Origin of the sequence: Psychrobacter pulmonis (assembly GCF_904846465.1) — a bacterium.
GTDB classification, from domain to species: Bacteria; Pseudomonadota; Gammaproteobacteria; order Pseudomonadales; family Moraxellaceae; genus Psychrobacter; species Psychrobacter faecalis.
Window position 1 is genome coordinate 259,158 of sequence record NZ_CAJHAT010000003.1, and the last position, 17,111, is coordinate 276,268.

A 17,111-nucleotide genomic window follows, 5' to 3' on the forward strand; every position below is an offset into this window, starting at 1 on the left:
TAAAAAGTTACTTATTTGAGGTTTTGCTATGAATGTTTTTTACAAAATGAGCGCATCAGTTTTAATGAGCACGATGCTATTAACTGGCTGTTCAAGTCTTAGTACTCATAATACGGTAGATAAAACTGAGGTCGTAAAATCATCTCAAGTTGCGCCTATTCCACAAGTAGGGTTTCGCTATAGTGATGCTGAAAACTTTGATCTCGCTAATGAAGACAAGCTTTCTTGGCGTATATTTTATGACAAACCCTCTACAGGAACAGATGCTAAGTGGTTTGATGCGGTAAAACGTGGTGACCTAGCAACGGTTAAATATATGGTAAATAATGGTCAAGACTTAGAAGCTAAAGATACAGGTAGCCTTAATCAAACCGCTCTCGGCTGGGCAGCATTTATTGGCTATGAAGATATTGTAGATTACTTAGTTGATAAAGGCGCTGATATATATGCTAAAGATGATGGTGACGTTTATAACGTCATGAAATCTGCTGTACTAGGGGGAAATACCGTTATTGTTAAAAAAGTACATAAGTTATTAAATGACAAAGCGCCTGTCGATTTAAACGACCAAGAAATAGAAGATGATGGTGAAACATTTATTATGGTTGCCGCTAGTAATAATCGTATTGAGACGGTCAAATATTTACTGGCTCAAGGTGCTAATCCCAACCTTGTGGCGACTACTCAAGATGAAACTCAGGCATCGTATAATCAAAGTGCTTACTCCTATGCTTGTACTCGCGGTCATGCAGAGATGACAAAATTACTTGCGTCAAAAGGTGTGGTTAATCATCGTACGGGCAAAGCAAGTTGTCAATAACGTTTTCAATCATTAGAGCTATCTAATTGCTTTTGATTACAGACCTTCATAGTAGTCTAGATACTTAAAAAAAGGACGCTTCACAGTTTTTGAAGCGTCCTTTTTTAGGTTATACCTATGGCGAACCACTCAGGTACCTTCACTGGTTTGGTTCCCTATACAGGCATCGATGTGGTAGATATATGAGACACCTAGGAATTTTCATACTCTCTAAGATTGTTGAATATCAAACAATCCCAGCGTGGTTCAACATATGTATCAAAAAAACATTTTTTATTAGGAAAAGCCATGCTTCTTAGTTTTATTGCGCGCCATAGCACATTAATTATGCCAGTTTGCGCAATTGTGGGCTTTGTTTTTCCAAACTTATCCAATGCAGTATTGGTATATTTGCCCCAAATACTGTTCTTCTTGATGTTCTTTACTTTACTGGGCATCGACCAATACGCTGTGGGCGGACAAAATAGTTGGGAACTGGGAGGGGTGGAAATGGAGTTTTTAAGGATTATTTAGGGAAGAGTGACAAAATAGATGGGAACTGGGTGTAGCGTCGTAAGCTAATACGAAAATTAAAAATGACAAAATAGTTTGGAACTAGATTTCACTTATCTGGTTAACTAATCTAGCTAACCTGCCGCTCAGCTTAGTACGATCCTATATCCAACTGATCATAATCCTTTCATCAGTATCCCAAATTAAATCCCCCTCCTAGACTGCCTCACCAACACTTTACAGTGATCCCGTATTTCCGGACAGGTGATTGATTTTTTTCGCTTGTACAGGTGTTAAGCCACAGTTATCTTGATGTGGACATTATGCATTGTAATAGCCCATTAACATGCGCTAAGAGCATAAATTAATATACAGTAACAAGCATTACGAGGTGCTAATGTTTGGAAAGCAGCCTCTTCCAACTACAATAATAAGTTAACTATCCTCCACCCACAAATAATTACAAATGACCCCTTTCCGCTATAACTCCGATCTCACCAGCGGCTCGCTACAAACCCGAGAGTGTCGCATTATTACTGGCTTGTTACTCCAAGAGCTTGATGAAGCTGCCTGGGATAAAGCCATGTATAAGGAAAATGTGCTTCAGAAACGCACGCAATCTACGGTAAGACGTATTTCTTCAGCGCTTAGAAAACGCCTAGAACACCTAAGCTCTGACTTTTGGGCTTTTGCGTTTTTATGTTAGGCATTGTCTGGCAACTGGAGGAAGTGTAATGACCATGAATGGTCACTGTGATTGACAGTATCTTGCTTAAACTTATCTGAACAATGGTAGAACTGGCTCATATTTATCCCCTCTATGATTGTTTATCTTTTTCACCATAAAAAGTATCAGGGGCTACTCAGGGCTACATAAAGATATTTATCTACTTTTACTGATTGATAAGTAGCATCAGTCCATCCGCAGGACTGGTGGTGCCGGCAAAATGCTGACCCAACACATGCGTATAGATTTGCGTGGTCTTAACATCGTTATGCCCTAAGAGTTCTTGCACAGTGCGAATATCACGCCCCGCTTGTAATAGATGCGTAGCAAACGAGTGACGAAATGTATGACAAGTGACACGCTTGCTAACGATGCCTGCTTTTTGTACGGCTGCCTTCAATGCCTTTCGCGCAACGGAGTCATGCAGATGATGGCGGCATAATTTGCCGTTATACGGGTGGTTGCAGAGCGTGCTGGAGGGAAAGACAAACATCCACGCCGCTTGTCGATAAGCAGAAGGGTATTTGTGATCTAAAGCAAAAGGCAGCGATGGCCCTACGCCTTGTAAGTTGTCGTCTTGCTGAATAAGCCGCGCTTGCTCAATGAGTTATTTTATTGCTGGGATTAGGCGCGTGGGCAGTAGGCTGTTTCTGCTTTTCCCACCCTTACCGTCATGCACAGTGATGCAGCCATTATCAAAATCAAAATCTTTAACCCGCAAACGCAAGCATTCATTAATGCGCAAACCTGCACCATACAGCAGCGTAAAAATAACTTGGTTGCGAGTATCCATAACCTGCAAAATGCGTTGCACTTCATTTGCAGAGATAACAGAGGGTAGCCGTCTAGGCTTGCTTGCAGGGATATAATCAATATCGCCCAACGGCTGTTGTAAAAACCTGTTGTACAAAAAAGCTAGGGCATTTAAAGCGATTTTCTGCGTGTTTATGGCTACATGTCTGCTGTTTGCTAAGCTGGATAAAAACAGCCTGACCTCTTCACTGCCCATGGTCTGAGGATGACGTTTTTTGTGAAACAGAATAAAACGCTTAATCCAGTGCAGGTAAGTTTTTTCAGTTTTCAGCGCATAACCTTTTTGTCGCATATCCGTGCGTATAGAATTTAAAAATGGACTGTTAGACATAAAACGCTCCTTGTCTTGCAACTGTCTGCCTATACAGCCTATTCTAGCTGGGATTTAAAAAAGTGCCTGTTTTTTACGCCTAGAGATGCTTGTTTACCGGTAGAGTTTTAATTTAATGCTAAATAAATTAAAATGTTATGAGTTCTTTGGGTGAGATAATGTGCATCGTGCAAGCAGGATAGACGGCATGCACGATTTGTAATAACAGAGTGTCTTGTATTTTTAAAGAAAGTCTATTTAATACAAGTGATTATATTAATTAACGGTAAGCATCAGCGGGTGACAAAACGAGCATGCTTACTAATAAAATGTTAGGCGTCATATGAAGATTTCGGTGATCCCTGAGCAGGTGGCGGAAACATTGGATGCTGAGAACCATTTCATTGTTCGTGAAGTGTTCGATGTGCACCTATCCGACCAAGGCTTTGAACTATCTACCAGAAGTGTGAGCCCCTACCGGAAGGATTACATCTCGGATGATGACTCTGATGAAGACTCTGCTTGCTATGGCGCATTCATCGACCAAGAGCTTGTCGGGAAGATTGAACTCAACTCAACATGGAACGATCTAGCCTCTATCGAACACATTGTTGTGTCGCACACGCACCGAGGCAAAGGAGTCGCGCACAGTCTCATCGAATTTGCGAAAAAGTGGGCACTAAGCAGACAGCTCCTTGGCATACGATTAGAGACACAAACGAACAATGTACCTGCCTGCAATTTGTACGCAAAATGTGGCTTTACTCTCGGCGGCATTGACCTGTTCACGTATAAAACTAGACCTCAAGTCTCGAACGAAACAGCGATGTACTGGTACTGGTTCTCGGGAGCACAGGATGACGCCTAACAATTCATTCAAGCCGACACCGCTTCGCGGCGCGGCTTAATTCAGGAGTTAAACATCATGAGGGAAGCGGTGATCGCCGAAGTATCGACTCAACTATCAGAGGTAGTTGGCGTCATCGAGCGCCATCTCGAACCGACGTTGCTGGCCGTACATTTGTACGGCTCCGCAGTGGATGGCGGCCTGAAGCCACACAGTGATATTGATTTGCTGGTTACGGTGACCGTAAGGCTTGATGAAACAACGCGGCGAGCTTTGATCAACGACCTTTTGGAAACTTCGGCTTCCCCTGGAGAGAGCGAGATTCTCCGCGCTGTAGAAGTCACCATTGTTGTGCACGACGACATCATTCCGTGGCGTTATCCAGCTAAGCGCGAACTGCAATTTGGAGAATGGCAGCGCAATGACATTCTTGCAGGTATCTTCGAGCCAGCCACGATCGACATTGATCTGGCTATCTTGCTGACAAAAGCAAGAGAACATAGCGTTGCCTTGGTAGGTCCAGCGGCGGAGGAACTCTTTGATCCGGTTCCTGAACAGGATCTATTTGAGGCGCTAAATGAAACCTTAACGCTATGGAACTCGCCGCCCGACTGGGCTGGCGATGAGCGAAATGTAGTGCTTACGTTGTCCCGCATTTGGTACAGCGCAGTAACCGGCAAAATCGCGCCGAAGGATGTCGCTGCCGACTGGGCAATGGAGCGCCTGCCGGCCCAGTATCAGCCCGTCATACTTGAAGCTAGGCAGGCTTATCTTGGACAAGAAGATCGCTTGGCCTCGCGCGCAGATCAGTTGGAAGAATTTGTTCACTACGTGAAAGGCGAGATCACCAAGGTAGTCGGCAAATAATGTCTAACAATTCGTTCAAGCCGACGCCGCTTCGCGGCGCGGCTTAACTCAAGCGTTAGAGAGCTGGGGAAGACTATGCGCGATCTGTTGAAGGTGGTTCTAAGCCTCGTACTTGCGATGGCATCGGGGCAGGCACTTGCTGACCTGCCAATTGTTTTAGTGGATGAAGCTCGTCTTCCCTATGACTACTCCCCATCCAACTACGACATTTCTCCAAGCAACTACGACAACTCCATAAGCAATTACGACAATAGTCCATCAAATTACGACAACTCTGAGAGCAACTACGATAATAGTTCATCCAATTACGACAATAGTCGCAACGGAAATCGTAGGCTTATATATAGCGCAAATGGGTCTCGCACTTTCGCCGGCTACTACGTCATTGCCAACAATGGGACAACGAACTTCTTTTCCACATCTGGCAAAAGGATGTTCTACACCCCAAAAGGGGGGCGCGGCGTCTATGGCGGCAAAGATGGGAGCTTCTGCGGGGCATTGGTCGTCATAAATGGCCAATTTTCGCTTGCCCTGACAGATAACGGCCTGAAGATCATGTATCTAAGCAACTAGCCTGCTCTCTAATAAAATGTTAGGCCTCAACATCTAGTCGCAAGCTGAGGGGAACCACTAGTGTCATACGAACCTCCAAGAGACGGTTACACAAACGGGTACATTGTTGATGTCATGTATGACAATCGCCCAAGTAAGTATCCAGCTGTGTTCAGAACGTACGTCCGAATTCCAGACTATGTCGAACTAGATAACGCGGAGGAGCTGGCCGACGCAATCATTCGAGAGGTTGAGTTAAAGGAGGCATGGCTCACAAGGGTCTTGGGGAACTCAGCCGATCCTGACGCTTCTGTGGGCAAGTGGGACCGGCGCCTAGCGCAGTGCGGTGGTATTGATGAGATGTCAAGTGGGGTGCAGGCAACATACTTCAGTCCAAACGGTCAGCTGGTCGGCTTAGTGGCATACATTGATGCCGAATGGATGGATGAATAGCTCTGACGTTACGATTCAGGTGAGACAACCAGATGGGCATTGCGTACAAGCTCAGTTGCCACCGATGTGGCTACGAGTCTGATCTTCTTTACCTAGGCCAAGGTATGGCGATGCTTCCTGAGCAAATAGTCGGAACGTGCACATGCTGCGACAATCTAACGACGATTTCTATAAATGAAAGCTACGGAGTATGCTCACTTTGTGGGGCTAAGGATCGTGTGATATTTACAAGCTATCAGCATGAGGCAAGGCCAAGAAATCCCTGCTATCTAGAGAGAAGTTTCAAATATCAATGCCCAAGATGCCATGCCTTCAGTATGGAGCCTCCGGATCTACCGGAGATGCTTTGGGACTAATGCTCCGCTTTGCCTCGGGTATCCGTTCGACCTATGTTTAAGAGGAAACGCACGTGTCTGCCGCCAAAGCTCTTGCCTATGCACTTTGTGACAAGTTGGAAAGCAAAAAAGTTGATGAAGTCGTACGAAATCTTGTTTCTAGCGGCTGGAATATTAGGGAAGTGGCCTGGGAAGCTTCGTCCTTTGATCATGAAATGCCCTACTTTGACACGGGGCGGGACTTCGATATTGGATTTCCTGACACGCTGTCATCCAAGATTGAGTTTTTGACCGCGAATGGATCAATCGTCCAAGCACGTGCTCGCCTGCACTTCAAGCAGGCTCTAATTTTTGCCAAGGCGTCCAAACATGTCGCCGCGCTCAAGAACTCATTGGATTACTACTATGGATCGTCTGTAATCCCCCCTCAAAACCACGGAGGCTATTTGTAGAAAATTCCATTAATATGAACTCAAGGTGTTCCCTACGGACGAATCAGCGATGAAGGTGGTGTACCTGGCTATCCAGGCGGCGACCAAGAAATGGACGATGCCGATCCGCAACTGGAAGCCGGCCATGAACCGTTTTATGATCGAATTTGGTGACCGTTTAAATGGCCACCTTTAACTGACCGGCAAAAGCACTTACACAAAAGGGTTTACAGGCTCTTTCAGTCATTCCTTTAATGCGTAAATTGCTCTCTAACCACTCTCTCAGCCCACCCTTCCATATCCTCTCTCGATACTTGCAGCTCCCCCAACCCCTTTGGATGATTCACCCCTCTATGCCCGTCTTGTCCATATAATTGATCAAACAAACTATTTGGCCAATTCAATGAGCTCTTCACCACTCCACGCCGTATCTTTTCAAAATCATTCCGCCATGTTTCGCTATCAACGCCACTCAACACTTTGGTAGAAAGCATTTTCACCCCATCCGATGCATCCACCTCTAGCAATACAAATTCACTGCCATTACGTTGCACCCCAACGGCTTTAATCACTCTTGGTGAGCCATCTTTACACAGATGTAATCGGCTACGCCCAACTTTTGGCAAAACCAAGGTTTCTTCAAAAAGCACCCGACATGCAAATTTAGTTTTTAGAATTGAAAGTAGCTCATCAAAAGCAGCAAATCGATTAGCAAAAATAGAGTTGTAATTGGTTGCATCCTGCTTCCCACCCACATCTGCCGCTGCTAGGACACCACCTAAGTGTGGCTCATCAGTACTAACCAAATTACTATTTTCACTTGTTGTTGCTTCTTCTTTTTCTAAAATAGTTTGGCTACTTTTTCTTGCCCTGCGAGATTTTTCAATTCGACTAGGTCTACTAAAACTTATCCATGTCGGCTCAGCCTCTATGACTCGTGTGTCTGTGTCTATATTGGCTGTTTCCTCATCGTCCAACTGTAGATGCTCATCATCAACAACTGACTCTGTTGAAACCGCTATGTGCTGCGTACTACCATCACCTGCCTCCTTTTCCTGAAAAGAGGCATGGCTAATAGCTGTTGTGCTAGGAAGCATAGCGTTGATTTCTAAACCTACTATTTCCTCAACTAAATAATCCTTATCCTCGTTAGAAGAACGTCCTTTTACATGTAATTTCCAACCCTGCATGGGCGGAGGGTCAAAGCTAAAGCACCAGCTTTCAACGCCGTTCTTAATTTCTCTATTTTGTTGATAGTGCCTAAAAATACTTTCATACGAATCCATAACATCTTGATCCGAAAACAACCAAACCAAAAGCTGCACTACGGCCGACTGCTCTAACGCCCCTTTAGGAAACGATGAACTGGGTAAGATCCTTATCTCTAAATGATCTCGCTCAACCTCATACTGAACGTCGAACTCTTGCTGTAAAGCGGTACTGCTCAAACAGCTTCGACAGAAATAGGAGTTAATTAAAAATAATGACCGAGCTAGCTCTAACTGTGGGATGTGATAACGAGTCTTGCTATATGGTGTTTCAGCTTCGTAAATAAATGAACTCTGCGCTCCATCCTTGTTGCGTACGGAAGCAAAGGACGAGAGATTAGGAAAATCGATTATTTTGGCTCGTTGAAGATCCGATGCTTCAAACTCAATCACACGATCCGCCTTATTTATTTGCTTTGTTGTACTGTTAACCACCTTAGCTCGACTTAATAAAGGCAAATGAGTAAATCGAGTCCATTTCCGTTCTTGCATTGGATTAAACCAAACAAAAATACGCCACTCCTTATGACCCGAGTTACGGAATAAATGACCAATATGTACAACCTGCACATTGTCATTAAATGTAGCTAGCCTAACCACTCACTCTTCCCCATAAACCATTTCCAAGAATCTTTGTGCTTCCTCAGTTATCCGCTCTTTAGATAACGTTGCACTTCTTAATAATCGCCAGCGCCTAAGCTCAACATCTTCCTGTTTAAGCTTAATAAAAGCTTGGCTAATCCGTCTAATTTGATAATCTTCCACACTCTCTGAGTAACGCTTTAAGCAAAGCGCTACCAAAGGCAGTTTCTGTAGATTTTTTGCAAGAGAGGTTCCGTTAGGAGTTTGCTTTAACAGCCAGCTCGATGTCGCTCTTGGGTGATCAAGGCTACTATCTAGACGCTTTATGATTCTTAATAGTTGTCGTACAGCAATTCGATCTCTTTGGTTCCAATCAACTCTAGGGGCGGGTGCCAGACGCTCTTGTTGATGCTGTTGATTCCAGTGAACTAGCCAATCCCTGTCATGTCGGTAAAGCCAAGCGTATAGCACCCCACCCTCTAAAGACTGTCTTGCCGCCTTAATTCCTTGGTATTTATGCACTAGTTGCTGCCAGTCTTTATGCTTAACAGATAAATCTTCAGAGTTAGGTTGCACAGACTGGCTAACAGGTCTTGTCGTTATAGAGTGCTCAGTAAGAGCACTTGCCTGCTGTAGCGCTTCTATAACCGTTAGTTTTGGCAATAAGGCTTGCCACACAATACTATGCTGTAAATAACTAAAGGCTTTTCTATGCTTACGGAATATACTTTTCAGCCAACACGTGTCCTTGTTCTCTGCCAACTTTAAATCCAGTTTCTCTAGTGCCTCATCACTAAAAGTCTGCCTCACTCTCTCCGCCACCAAGTCATGACGAATGTGCTTGCTTTTGGTTAGCCCTAGATCCTGCGCTAAGCGCTGATAAAACAGCGTCCACTGCTCAAGGCTTGGGGAAAGCTCTTGCGCTCGTGGAGCATCTAACAGAGGGGCTATATAAGCAGCTAGTGCTGTTAATTGAGATAGGGAGTCTTTGGGGTAGTCTGAAAGCAGCTCAGTATGACCCAAAGCCCAAAATTGATGTCGGTGATCATCTACAGCTCTATCAAAGAAGACTAAAGCACCGTGTTTTGGACAATATGGCAAAGCGGGCAAATACCAATCTCGTTGCCAAAAGGCTTCCCCATACCTATTTAGCTGAAGAGCAACGCAATCAGGGCAGTATCTAAAGCGGTTATCGCTCTTAACTCTAGAAGCAGCGACTCCTAGCATTAAATGCACCGCACCTTGCGCTTGGTACTCCATTAACCGAATAGCTTCGTCTCGGCGCTCCTTGCCTACAAACGGAGCATATAAAGGGAATAAGGTATGCTCATAAATAAGCTGCTGAACAGCGTAACGTCCTGTTTGATGTAGATGTCTTGCTATCACACCTAAATGCGAGGGCAGACCTAAGGTAGCGACCACCTTGCGGTTGCCATACACCTCATCCAACAGCTGCTTAGGACTAACAATCCCTTGATAAACGCCTGCCCGTGCAATAGTGCTATAAATCAGCTCATTCGAGTACGGAACAGGAAAGTTTCTCATGGCTAACCTGCTTGTTTAAATAAGCTCGCCATATCCACTATTACCCCTTTCCCTTTTAACCGTTCATGCATGGTTTTTTCAGGTTGGCGTTGTGAATAGATATAACGTAAATCCGTATCAGGCAAGCTATCCCAGTCGCTGGGCTTGACTACCTTTATAGCCGAAACCTTTTTACTCTTGGAGGGCTTTTCTAGTTCTGACACTACCGTTTCGCCTTCCATCAACCACTGCAAAACAAGAGGCAGTAACTTTTGTCTTGTCATCGTTGGATTCTGGCTAAACGCTTTTTTAATAGTGGGAATTAACAGGCTTGAATCGTAATCCTCTTTCAGCATCAGATATAAATGACGCTGATCTTCGGTATCTAACTCTTGAAGGGCTTTTTCTTCTGGTGTTTGTTCTTGTATCGCTGCGATATCTAGCTGAAGTTGGATTAACCGTTTATCAATCTCGGGAACGACTAGATCAGAATAACGAGCAATGCGTTCTGGGATACCCGAGCGTAATGCCTCTAGCATGGGGTGCACAGGCTTTAACTCATCTTGATACACTTGCCGCAATAAACCAGCGGTAATACGCTCATTGCCTAAAGCTAGCGCACGGAGCTGAGCGAGTACAAAAAGTTTTACTACAATGTCCATCACTCCTTGGCTTAGCTCATACCACACATCACGGACCTCATCCGATAACAGCGCATCTTTGCGTTGTAAAAGCTGTAATTGCCAAAGATTATCCGTAAAAGCGATCCACTCTTGATTGGGCTTTCCACGTTGCGTTTGTTGTATAGGATCCCAGAATATAGCTCCAAACCCTGCCCCTCTACGTGCAGACCGCAAATCAGCCTCAAAAATCTCTCGTGCTTTAGGGGTACCAATCAACATCACTGGTACGCCAATAATATTCACCATCGTCACAAAAAAGTTCAGCATCTCTTGAGATCCACCCGAACGAGAGCGGCTTAAATGCTGAATTTCATCAATAACCAACAACCCTAAAGCATGTGCATTGGCTATTTGCGACATCAAAGCCAACATGGTTTCTATACCATGACGTTTTAAGCCATAACGACGCTCATAGTTCGAGCCCAAGGCTCGATCCAACGCTCTGAAAAAATTCAAGCAGATTTCTTTTAGCGAACCATTATGCGAGCAGTCTATTTTCAAATACACCACCTGCTCTACATTGAGTTCACGATGGTAAATCACCTGAGGATACGTGGCTAGAATACGATGAAGAGAGGTCGTCTTCCCACTACCAGAACAACCAATTAACAATAAGCTTTGTGCCGTAGATCGTGCCTCCTCAAAGCGAAATGTCTCCAACTCTCCCGTTTGAACACGCTCATAACCATTTTGTAAATGCTTTTGTAAATCTCCTGTTTTAGGATTTCTGCCTACGTAGCCACCTCGAATCATGACCGAAATACGCTCACTTAGTAGCAAATGCGTACCTAATGGCTGAAAATAGTCATCTGGAATACGACAAATGGTATGAGCTCTGATAACACGGGACTTTTGCAAGTCAGAGGAAGTAAGCTGTAAAGAGGATTTCAGTGATGCAGCACTATTCACTGACTCTTGTAATGGTGGTAAGGCCTCGATAAAAGGATTATCACGATAAGCCTCTACCCCCGTATCACGATAAACTGCTTGAATCCGGGTAGCACTCATGACTCATCCTTTTCTGGTGGATCCTGAAATAATTCAGGCACGTATGTGGGTAGGCTGTAATCTTCTTGATCATCCGCTTCCACTGCGTTGAAAGGAATAACTTTAGCCTCATCACCTGAAGAGCTTGGCTTCAAATGCTCCGCACGTTTTTTACGCTCCGAGGTCACGGCTTCTTTTTTATTAGTTTTAATCTGCTTAATGCGTGTTGATTTGGGCTCAGTAGTACTGGGCGTTAACTTATTCGCTTTCTGAATGGTTTGCTGAATAAACGCCTCAAGCTCCCTGCGTTTAGTTAACTCATCCTGCTTCGCATTGGCTTTATTGTGTTTTTCTTGTGCTTGTATATCCCAAACCTCCCAAAATGAGAGACCTTTAAACTGCCGACTACGTTCCGTCAGATTACAGCGCCAAAATACACGGCTGCCAACTTGCGGAAACAAATAAATCGTATCAACCAGCACTGGGTCATAAGCCGCTTCTAAATGTTGAGGTCTAGCTATATCAGTGCTCCGCTGCAACCAACCCTCACGCAGAATCTCTGACCCCGAGTAATACAAACCCCACAAATTAACGCCAAATGAAGAAATAGAGACCTTTCGGCGAGGCAGTAACGCTACTCGCAACTGCTCTTGCTCCACAGCCCTTAAACTACCTGTACGATGCTGCATACCCCATTGCCATAGCTGGACAGGAATAGACGGTAAATCTGTAGGAAAATCAGCATCTCGATCGTATTTATCCATCACCAGATGGTTATTTCTGAATAAGATCGTACGCAAAATAATTTGTGTGAACTCAAATACCGACAGAGATGCATCTAACCTATAGTCTGTTTCACCATGGCTTTTGATCCGACTGCCCTCTACAATGCCAGGTGCAAAGGACTTAAACTCGGCTTGTAGTGTTCTAAAAGTGCTTTCCACTATGCCTTTAGCATCGCCACGTCTAGGTGGAGCACTTTCCACTCGCACATTAAAACTAGAAACTAAGGCTTCGACCTGATGACTCATTAATTCGCCACGGTCCGCTAGCAACACATCTGGCAAACCTACACACGGCCAGTCTGAGCTACTAATCTCAATATCATGCTGGGCACAAATGGCCGTTTTGTCAGAGCAAGCATTTACAAAAGCCTGCATCGCCACCACATAAGACGGATTTTCAAAGCCGATATAAAAGCCCGTGATCATCCGACTAAACACATCAATCACAATGTAAAGCGTTGGTCTTCCTATGATTTTTTGGCGATCATGATGATCCACTAAATAAATATCAGCAATCGTGGCATCAATCTCATAACGACTCCCAGGGCCTAACGCCTGAGAAGTGGCTGTACTACTTAAGGGTCGTACGTCTTTTTTATATACCCCTGCTTTAACTCTAGACTTTAAGCGCTGAGCTTTAGGGTATTCTCGATCATAAAAATAACGAAACTGACGTAGTGTTGGGTAATCCTCTTGGGGAATGCGAGGAAAATACTGAGCAAACAAGTCCACAAATCGTCTATAGGCAACGGTGGTCTTTGTACCTTTTTGATTTAACAGGTGCTTTTCTATGGTCAACCTAAAAAGGCGTTCAATCTCGGGCGTTACCTTGGTTCCTTCACCCTTACCATATTCTCTGGCTCGGCCAATCTTTGCTGTTCCTGTCGCTGAACGTCTTTCCCCTGGTGCACCGCTGTTTTTGTAGTCAGGAATTAATGCATTAGGCGTTTGACCACGCTGCCAGTAACGGCGTAACAACTTATAAACTGTAGCCTTAGTAACCTTATGTTCTTGGACCACATGCTCAACGAGTTCGCTTCTGACTTTAGGGTCGAAACGATCCTTACTATTAATAATAGGAAGAATTTTTCGATAATCCTCCTCGCGCTTCTGGAAGCTGACAGAATCTACAGACGGCTCTTCTAAATCAAGATGTACATAAGGGTCATCAGTTCTAACTAAGCGGCCTTCATCTAAATACTGCATTAGCAACAACTCAGCCCTAGCTTGTGGAACTCCTTTATCAGCGCTTATTTGCATCCAGACAACTTGGCCATCCTCTATAGCCAAAATGCGATACGGATCATTATCAAATAGCACAACCTCATTAATTTGCCACATAGCGCAACTCCTCCATATTCACTACTTGGCTAATACAGAGATCTGCACACTTATTTGCCCTGAAAGACTTATAAATATTGAACTTAATAAAACCATTTGCGGTTAAGGCTCGTATCTCACTCAATGTTTTGCCTAACTCCAAATCATAAGCAATATCAACCTGCTTACAGACATTGATAATGTTTTCATCTCCTTTTTCTTGCAGGATATGGGCCAATGGGGATAGTTGTGCTAAAAGCTCCGCAGAAACTTCTTCTGTTTTCACTGAATAAAGCCATTCAATATTTTCTTTTACTACGGGATTTATTTCTTTATCAGTAAAAATGAACCAAGGAATTTGCTTTTGCTGCCAATAGCGACGCTCTAGTTCTAGTTTTTCTAAGGTACGCTCGTCTTGTAAGGCTGCTGCAGGTTTGACTTGAATAGCAAACTGCTCAAAAGGACCATCTTTGCAGTCCACTAAAAAATCAGTAGACATAACCTGATCTACACCACGAATAACAGGATGCTTAATACCACTATCTATTGCAATCTGCCTGGTATCACTAGGTAATAAGGGGAACTGCTCGCGTATATCTAGCACGCTGCTCTCCCACTCAAGACTGAGAAAAACAGCAAGCTCTAAGTCAGATAGCAAATGATGGACTCGTCCCGTCTTATGAGAATAAATACGGTGGGAACGACCTGAAGAAGGAACTTCTTGTACTGTTAGCCATGGAATATAGTCTTTACCATGCCCTTGGCCACGCCCCTCTTTAATACGACGGGCAATTTGCACTTCAGAAAATGAAGAGTTTGCTTTAGCCATAACAAAAGTCCAGTATGCTTTTTCACAGCATAACTGGACTGATTTCAGTTTACAACTATTCTGTCTAGTTTAAGACTTTATTGTCATAGTTTAGATCTATTTTGTTCAGTTTAAGACTTTATTGTCCGCCCACATACGCGCTGTTAAAGCGTATAGCGACAAGCTATGTGTGGGTTTTTGCCTTGTTACAAAGCGGGGGCATGTGTCTAGTTTTAGTATTAATTGCTTATGCGTTCGGTGTACGTGGCGATTGGCTATTGGCGATTGCAGGTCTTGGCGCCACTGCCCCATTGTTTGGTAGTGGTGCGTTGGTCAATGCGGTGGGGTTTGATGCACAACTGGCGACGGCAAAAACTATCGCTGCTACGCTCATTATGCCATTCACATTATTAGGCGTATTATGGCTATTAGGCGATGAAAGTTCAAATTTAGACGTTGGTCTTTATGTCAAACGCTTGTTAGTTTATATTTTTATGCCAATGGTGCTAGCTGTGGGAGTGCGTCGGTTTGTTCCACCTGCTATTTTGTCACGTTATTATCCCAAAATTGGGCAGTTTAATATTTTACTGCTGATGTTGTTTCCACTGGGACTGATGGCAGGATTTCGTACCACCTTTGACCATAATCCCTGGCAAGCGTTGTTATTACTAGTGCTAAGTTCGGTATTGGCATTGGTATTTTATTTTACCGCTTATATAATATATCGGCGTTTTGGCTATGAGAATGCTATTGTCGCGGCGCTGGTGTGTGGCGGACGCAATGTATTACTTTCTTACACCATAACTGTACCCTTTATGGGTGCGGTGTTTCTACCGTTACTGGGTGCTTTTCAATTACCAATGTTTTGCTTACCCTTACTGGGCAAATATATGGCAAAACGCCATACGACTCGACCTATGGATTTAAAGTCAGGTTTCTGAATCGCCCTGACTACTTACAGATAAGTTATTGTTTAGAGGGTTTATTTTTTGGGTATACCCCAAGGGAACCACTTATTTCACCCTTCAAACCTATTAACAGACCACTTATAACAGACTGGTATAATAGAACCACTTATATTAGACCGTGTTTGATGATTCATAAATAGCCGTTATTCACAACAAAGTTACCCAGTACTGCGTGACAAATGCCACTAGGGCACTAACTTATGCAAGAGGTCCATTAACAAGCGATTTATCTGCCATCTCATTGGCCATCAGGAGTGCTTGGTATAAGCTGGTCGCACTTGCGCCGCCGCGCCCTGCTAAATCAAGCGCCGTACCGTGATCAACTGAGGTACGAATATACGGCAACCCCAAGGTAAGATTGACTGTATCGCCAAAGCCGTGCGATTTGAGCACTGGTAAACCTTGGTCATGATACATAGCAATGACCGCGTCACAGTTGGCTAAATGTCTTGGGGTAAATAAGGTATCCGCTGGCATTGCTTCTGATATATCGACGCCTACGTCGATAAACTCACGCAATACGGGATTGATAATCTCAATCTCTTCAACGCCCAAATGACCGCCCTCACCTGCATGCGGATTAAGACCGCAAACCAAAATACGTGGCTGCGTTAAGCCGAACTTCTCGCGCATATCGTCAATGACAATTTGTACCGTTTGGCGTACATTATCAGCAGTGATAGCCGCAGGTATGTCTTTTAATGCTAAATGCGTGGTAACAAGCGCCACTTTCATGGCTTGATTGGCGAGCATCATCACGACTTTCTCACAGCCACTTTGCTGCATAAAAAACTCGGTATGACCGCTAAACATGGTGCCATCGAGCAGTTTAATATCAGCATCTATTAAGGCAGATTTTTGCAATGGCCCTGTGACGATGGCAGCGACTGTTTTGTTGGTCGCTAACTGATGGGCGATATCCAACTGCTTGGCAACCATGGCCGAATTGCGAGTATTAATTTTTCCGCAGACAACGGGTTCAGCACAAGGCGTATTTAACAAAATAAACGCATTATCATCATTGTCATCAATAATTTGCTGTGACATTTGATTTAAAAATTCATCGGCCTCTATTTCCAAATCGACAATTTGCCAAAATGGACAGCTCTCGAGCACGCCTGCTGTTACCAGCATATCAGAGCGCTTTTGCATTGCGGTGCTATCGGCAGTAACCCAGATTGGACGCTTAAAATCGTGCAATTTACCCTCAGCTGCTAATAGCAGCACGATATCCATACCAATGCCAGCAGGCTCACCGGTTGTGATTAATAATGGTAGTCTTTTTTGCATAGTAAAATATCCTATTTCGACATTAAGAATATGATTTTATTGTATTTATTATTACGAAAACGAGCGTTCAAGAGGTTTTAAGGTGACGCAAATTTTATATCATAGCAGATAGCATTTTTATAGATAGTTACTGATAGCAGCCGAAAAAACGCTAGAATGTGTTAAACTTTCGCCTTTCATTGTAGCATTTACCAGCAAGCGCTGAGACCACCTTTTGGTACTTCTCTCGTAGAGCTATGTCGCGCTTGC

At 44.0% G+C, this 17,111-nt stretch carries 15 protein-coding genes and 2 pseudogenes; 10 read left to right on the forward strand and 7 right to left on the reverse strand.

Annotated elements, in window-relative coordinates:
- The first annotated feature begins 28 nt into the window (after window positions 1-28).
- The 3 genes from JMX70_RS07400 to JMX70_RS07410 all read left to right on the forward strand — a co-directional run bounded on the left by JMX70_RS07400 (window position 29) and on the right by JMX70_RS07410 (window position 2,018).
- On the forward strand, window positions 29-820 hold the full coding sequence (locus tag JMX70_RS07400; protein ID WP_227671197.1) for an ankyrin repeat domain-containing protein: 792 nt from the start codon (window positions 29-31) through the stop codon (window positions 818-820).
- 288 nt (window positions 821-1,108) lie between these two features.
- Window positions 1,109-1,333, forward strand: coding sequence for a hypothetical protein (locus tag JMX70_RS07405; RefSeq protein WP_320158251.1), 225 nt, complete (start codon window positions 1,109-1,111; stop codon window positions 1,331-1,333).
- Window positions 1,334-1,778: 445 nt separating this feature from the next.
- Window positions 1,779-2,018, forward strand: coding sequence for a BrxA family protein (locus JMX70_RS07410; protein ID WP_001353740.1), 240 nt, complete (start codon window positions 1,779-1,781; stop codon window positions 2,016-2,018).
- A 187-nt stretch (window positions 2,019-2,205) separates the two neighbouring features.
- On the opposite strand, the pseudogene intI2 reads toward JMX70_RS07410, so the two are convergent.
- Window positions 2,206-3,183: pseudogene (gene intI2 / locus JMX70_RS07415) on the reverse strand (class 2 integron integrase IntI2).
- 322 nt (window positions 3,184-3,505) lie between these two features.
- Here intI2 and sat2 point away from each other — a divergent pair.
- The 6 genes and pseudogenes from sat2 to JMX70_RS12600 all read left to right on the forward strand — a co-directional run.
- Window positions 3,506-4,030 carry a streptothricin N-acetyltransferase Sat2 gene (gene sat2, locus JMX70_RS07420; protein ID WP_000704156.1) on the forward strand — a complete coding sequence of 175 codons (525 nt, stop codon included), beginning with the start codon at window positions 3,506-3,508 and terminating at the stop codon, window positions 4,028-4,030.
- Window positions 4,031-4,087: 57 nt separating this feature from the next.
- Complete coding sequence (aadA1, locus tag JMX70_RS07425) at window positions 4,088-4,876, forward strand: ANT(3'')-Ia family aminoglycoside nucleotidyltransferase AadA1 (protein ID WP_001206315.1); 789 nt, start codon at window positions 4,088-4,090, stop codon at window positions 4,874-4,876.
- A gap of 75 nt (window positions 4,877-4,951) precedes the next feature.
- Window positions 4,952-5,449, forward strand: a complete 498-nt coding sequence (locus JMX70_RS07430) for a hypothetical protein (RefSeq protein ID WP_001444089.1) — start codon at window positions 4,952-4,954, stop codon at window positions 5,447-5,449.
- A gap of 261 nt (window positions 5,450-5,710) precedes the next feature.
- A complete protein-coding gene (locus tag JMX70_RS12705; RefSeq protein WP_425285813.1) occupies window positions 5,711-5,881 on the forward strand; it encodes a hypothetical protein in 171 nt (56 codons plus the stop codon).
- A gap of 409 nt (window positions 5,882-6,290) precedes the next feature.
- Window positions 6,291-6,668 carry a hypothetical protein gene (locus JMX70_RS07440; RefSeq protein ID WP_001271300.1) on the forward strand — a complete coding sequence of 126 codons (378 nt, stop codon included), beginning with the start codon at window positions 6,291-6,293 and terminating at the stop codon, window positions 6,666-6,668.
- 22 nt (window positions 6,669-6,690) lie between these two features.
- Window positions 6,691-6,843 (forward strand): annotated as a pseudogene (locus tag JMX70_RS12600) (IS256 family transposase); the annotation flags it as partial.
- A 55-nt stretch (window positions 6,844-6,898) separates the two neighbouring features.
- Here the strand turns inward: JMX70_RS12600 and JMX70_RS07450 are convergent.
- Genes JMX70_RS07450 through JMX70_RS07470 form a run of 5 tightly spaced genes read right to left on the reverse strand, consistent with a single transcriptional unit; the run spans window position 6,899 to window position 14,625 of the window.
- Complete coding sequence (locus tag JMX70_RS07450; protein ID WP_000251879.1) at window positions 6,899-8,515, reverse strand: Tn7-like element transposition protein TnsE; 1,617 nt, start codon at window positions 8,513-8,515, stop codon at window positions 6,899-6,901.
- On the reverse strand, window positions 8,516-10,042 hold the full coding sequence (locus tag JMX70_RS07455; RefSeq protein ID WP_001243518.1) for a TnsD family Tn7-like transposition protein: 1,527 nt from the start codon (window positions 10,040-10,042) through the stop codon (window positions 8,516-8,518).
- Window positions 10,043-10,044: 2 nt separating this feature from the next.
- Complete coding sequence (locus tag JMX70_RS07460; protein ID WP_001276994.1) at window positions 10,045-11,712, reverse strand: AAA family ATPase; 1,668 nt, start codon at window positions 11,710-11,712, stop codon at window positions 10,045-10,047.
- On the reverse strand, window positions 11,709-13,817 hold the full coding sequence (locus tag JMX70_RS07465) for a DDE-type integrase/transposase/recombinase (protein ID WP_000267723.1): 2,109 nt from the start codon (window positions 13,815-13,817) through the stop codon (window positions 11,709-11,711). Before JMX70_RS07465 ends, JMX70_RS07460 begins: the two co-directional genes overlap by 4 nt.
- Window positions 13,804-14,625: a TnsA endonuclease N-terminal domain-containing protein gene (locus JMX70_RS07470; protein ID WP_001029679.1), complete on the reverse strand. Its 822-nt coding sequence runs from the start codon at window positions 14,623-14,625 to the stop codon at window positions 13,804-13,806. Before JMX70_RS07470 ends, JMX70_RS07465 begins: the two co-directional genes overlap by 14 nt.
- A gap of 200 nt (window positions 14,626-14,825) precedes the next feature.
- On the opposite strand from JMX70_RS07470, the gene JMX70_RS07475 reads away from it, so the two are divergent.
- A complete protein-coding gene (locus JMX70_RS07475; protein WP_320158252.1) occupies window positions 14,826-15,545 on the forward strand; it encodes a lantibiotic ABC transporter permease in 720 nt (239 codons plus the stop codon).
- A 225-nt stretch (window positions 15,546-15,770) separates the two neighbouring features.
- On the opposite strand, the gene pdxA is transcribed toward JMX70_RS07475, so the two are convergent.
- Complete coding sequence (gene pdxA, locus JMX70_RS07480) at window positions 15,771-16,862, reverse strand: 4-hydroxythreonine-4-phosphate dehydrogenase PdxA (RefSeq protein WP_201590901.1); 1,092 nt, start codon at window positions 16,860-16,862, stop codon at window positions 15,771-15,773.
- Between the last annotated feature and the right edge of the window lie 249 nt (window positions 16,863-17,111).

What these genes read in the sequence shown, in the direction of transcription:
- JMX70_RS07405 (WP_320158251.1), top strand. Translation starts at nt 1,109, where the DNA reads ATGCTTCTTAGTTTTATTGCGCGCCATAGCACATTAATTATGCCAGTT.
- JMX70_RS07470 (WP_001029679.1), bottom strand. Translation starts at nt 14,625, where the DNA reads ATGGCTAAAGCAAACTCTTCATTTTCTGAAGTGCAAATTGCCCGTCGT.
- JMX70_RS07430 (WP_001444089.1), top strand. Translation starts at nt 4,952, where the DNA reads ATGCGCGATCTGTTGAAGGTGGTTCTAAGCCTCGTACTTGCGATGGCA.
- JMX70_RS07475 (WP_320158252.1), top strand. Translation starts at nt 14,826, where the DNA reads ATGTGTCTAGTTTTAGTATTAATTGCTTATGCGTTCGGTGTACGTGGC.
- sat2 (WP_000704156.1), top strand. Translation starts at nt 3,506, where the DNA reads ATGAAGATTTCGGTGATCCCTGAGCAGGTGGCGGAAACATTGGATGCT.
- JMX70_RS07400 (WP_227671197.1), top strand. Translation starts at nt 29, where the DNA reads ATGAATGTTTTTTACAAAATGAGCGCATCAGTTTTAATGAGCACGATG.
- JMX70_RS07455 (WP_001243518.1), bottom strand. Translation starts at nt 10,042, where the DNA reads ATGAGAAACTTTCCTGTTCCGTACTCGAATGAGCTGATTTATAGCACT.
- JMX70_RS07460 (WP_001276994.1), bottom strand. Translation starts at nt 11,712, where the DNA reads ATGAGTGCTACCCGGATTCAAGCAGTTTATCGTGATACGGGGGTAGAG.
- JMX70_RS07410 (WP_001353740.1), top strand. Translation starts at nt 1,779, where the DNA reads ATGACCCCTTTCCGCTATAACTCCGATCTCACCAGCGGCTCGCTACAA.
- aadA1 (WP_001206315.1), top strand. Translation starts at nt 4,088, where the DNA reads ATGAGGGAAGCGGTGATCGCCGAAGTATCGACTCAACTATCAGAGGTA.
- pdxA (WP_201590901.1), bottom strand. Translation starts at nt 16,862, where the DNA reads ATGCAAAAAAGACTACCATTATTAATCACAACCGGTGAGCCTGCTGGC.
- JMX70_RS07465 (WP_000267723.1), bottom strand. Translation starts at nt 13,817, where the DNA reads ATGTGGCAAATTAATGAGGTTGTGCTATTTGATAATGATCCGTATCGC.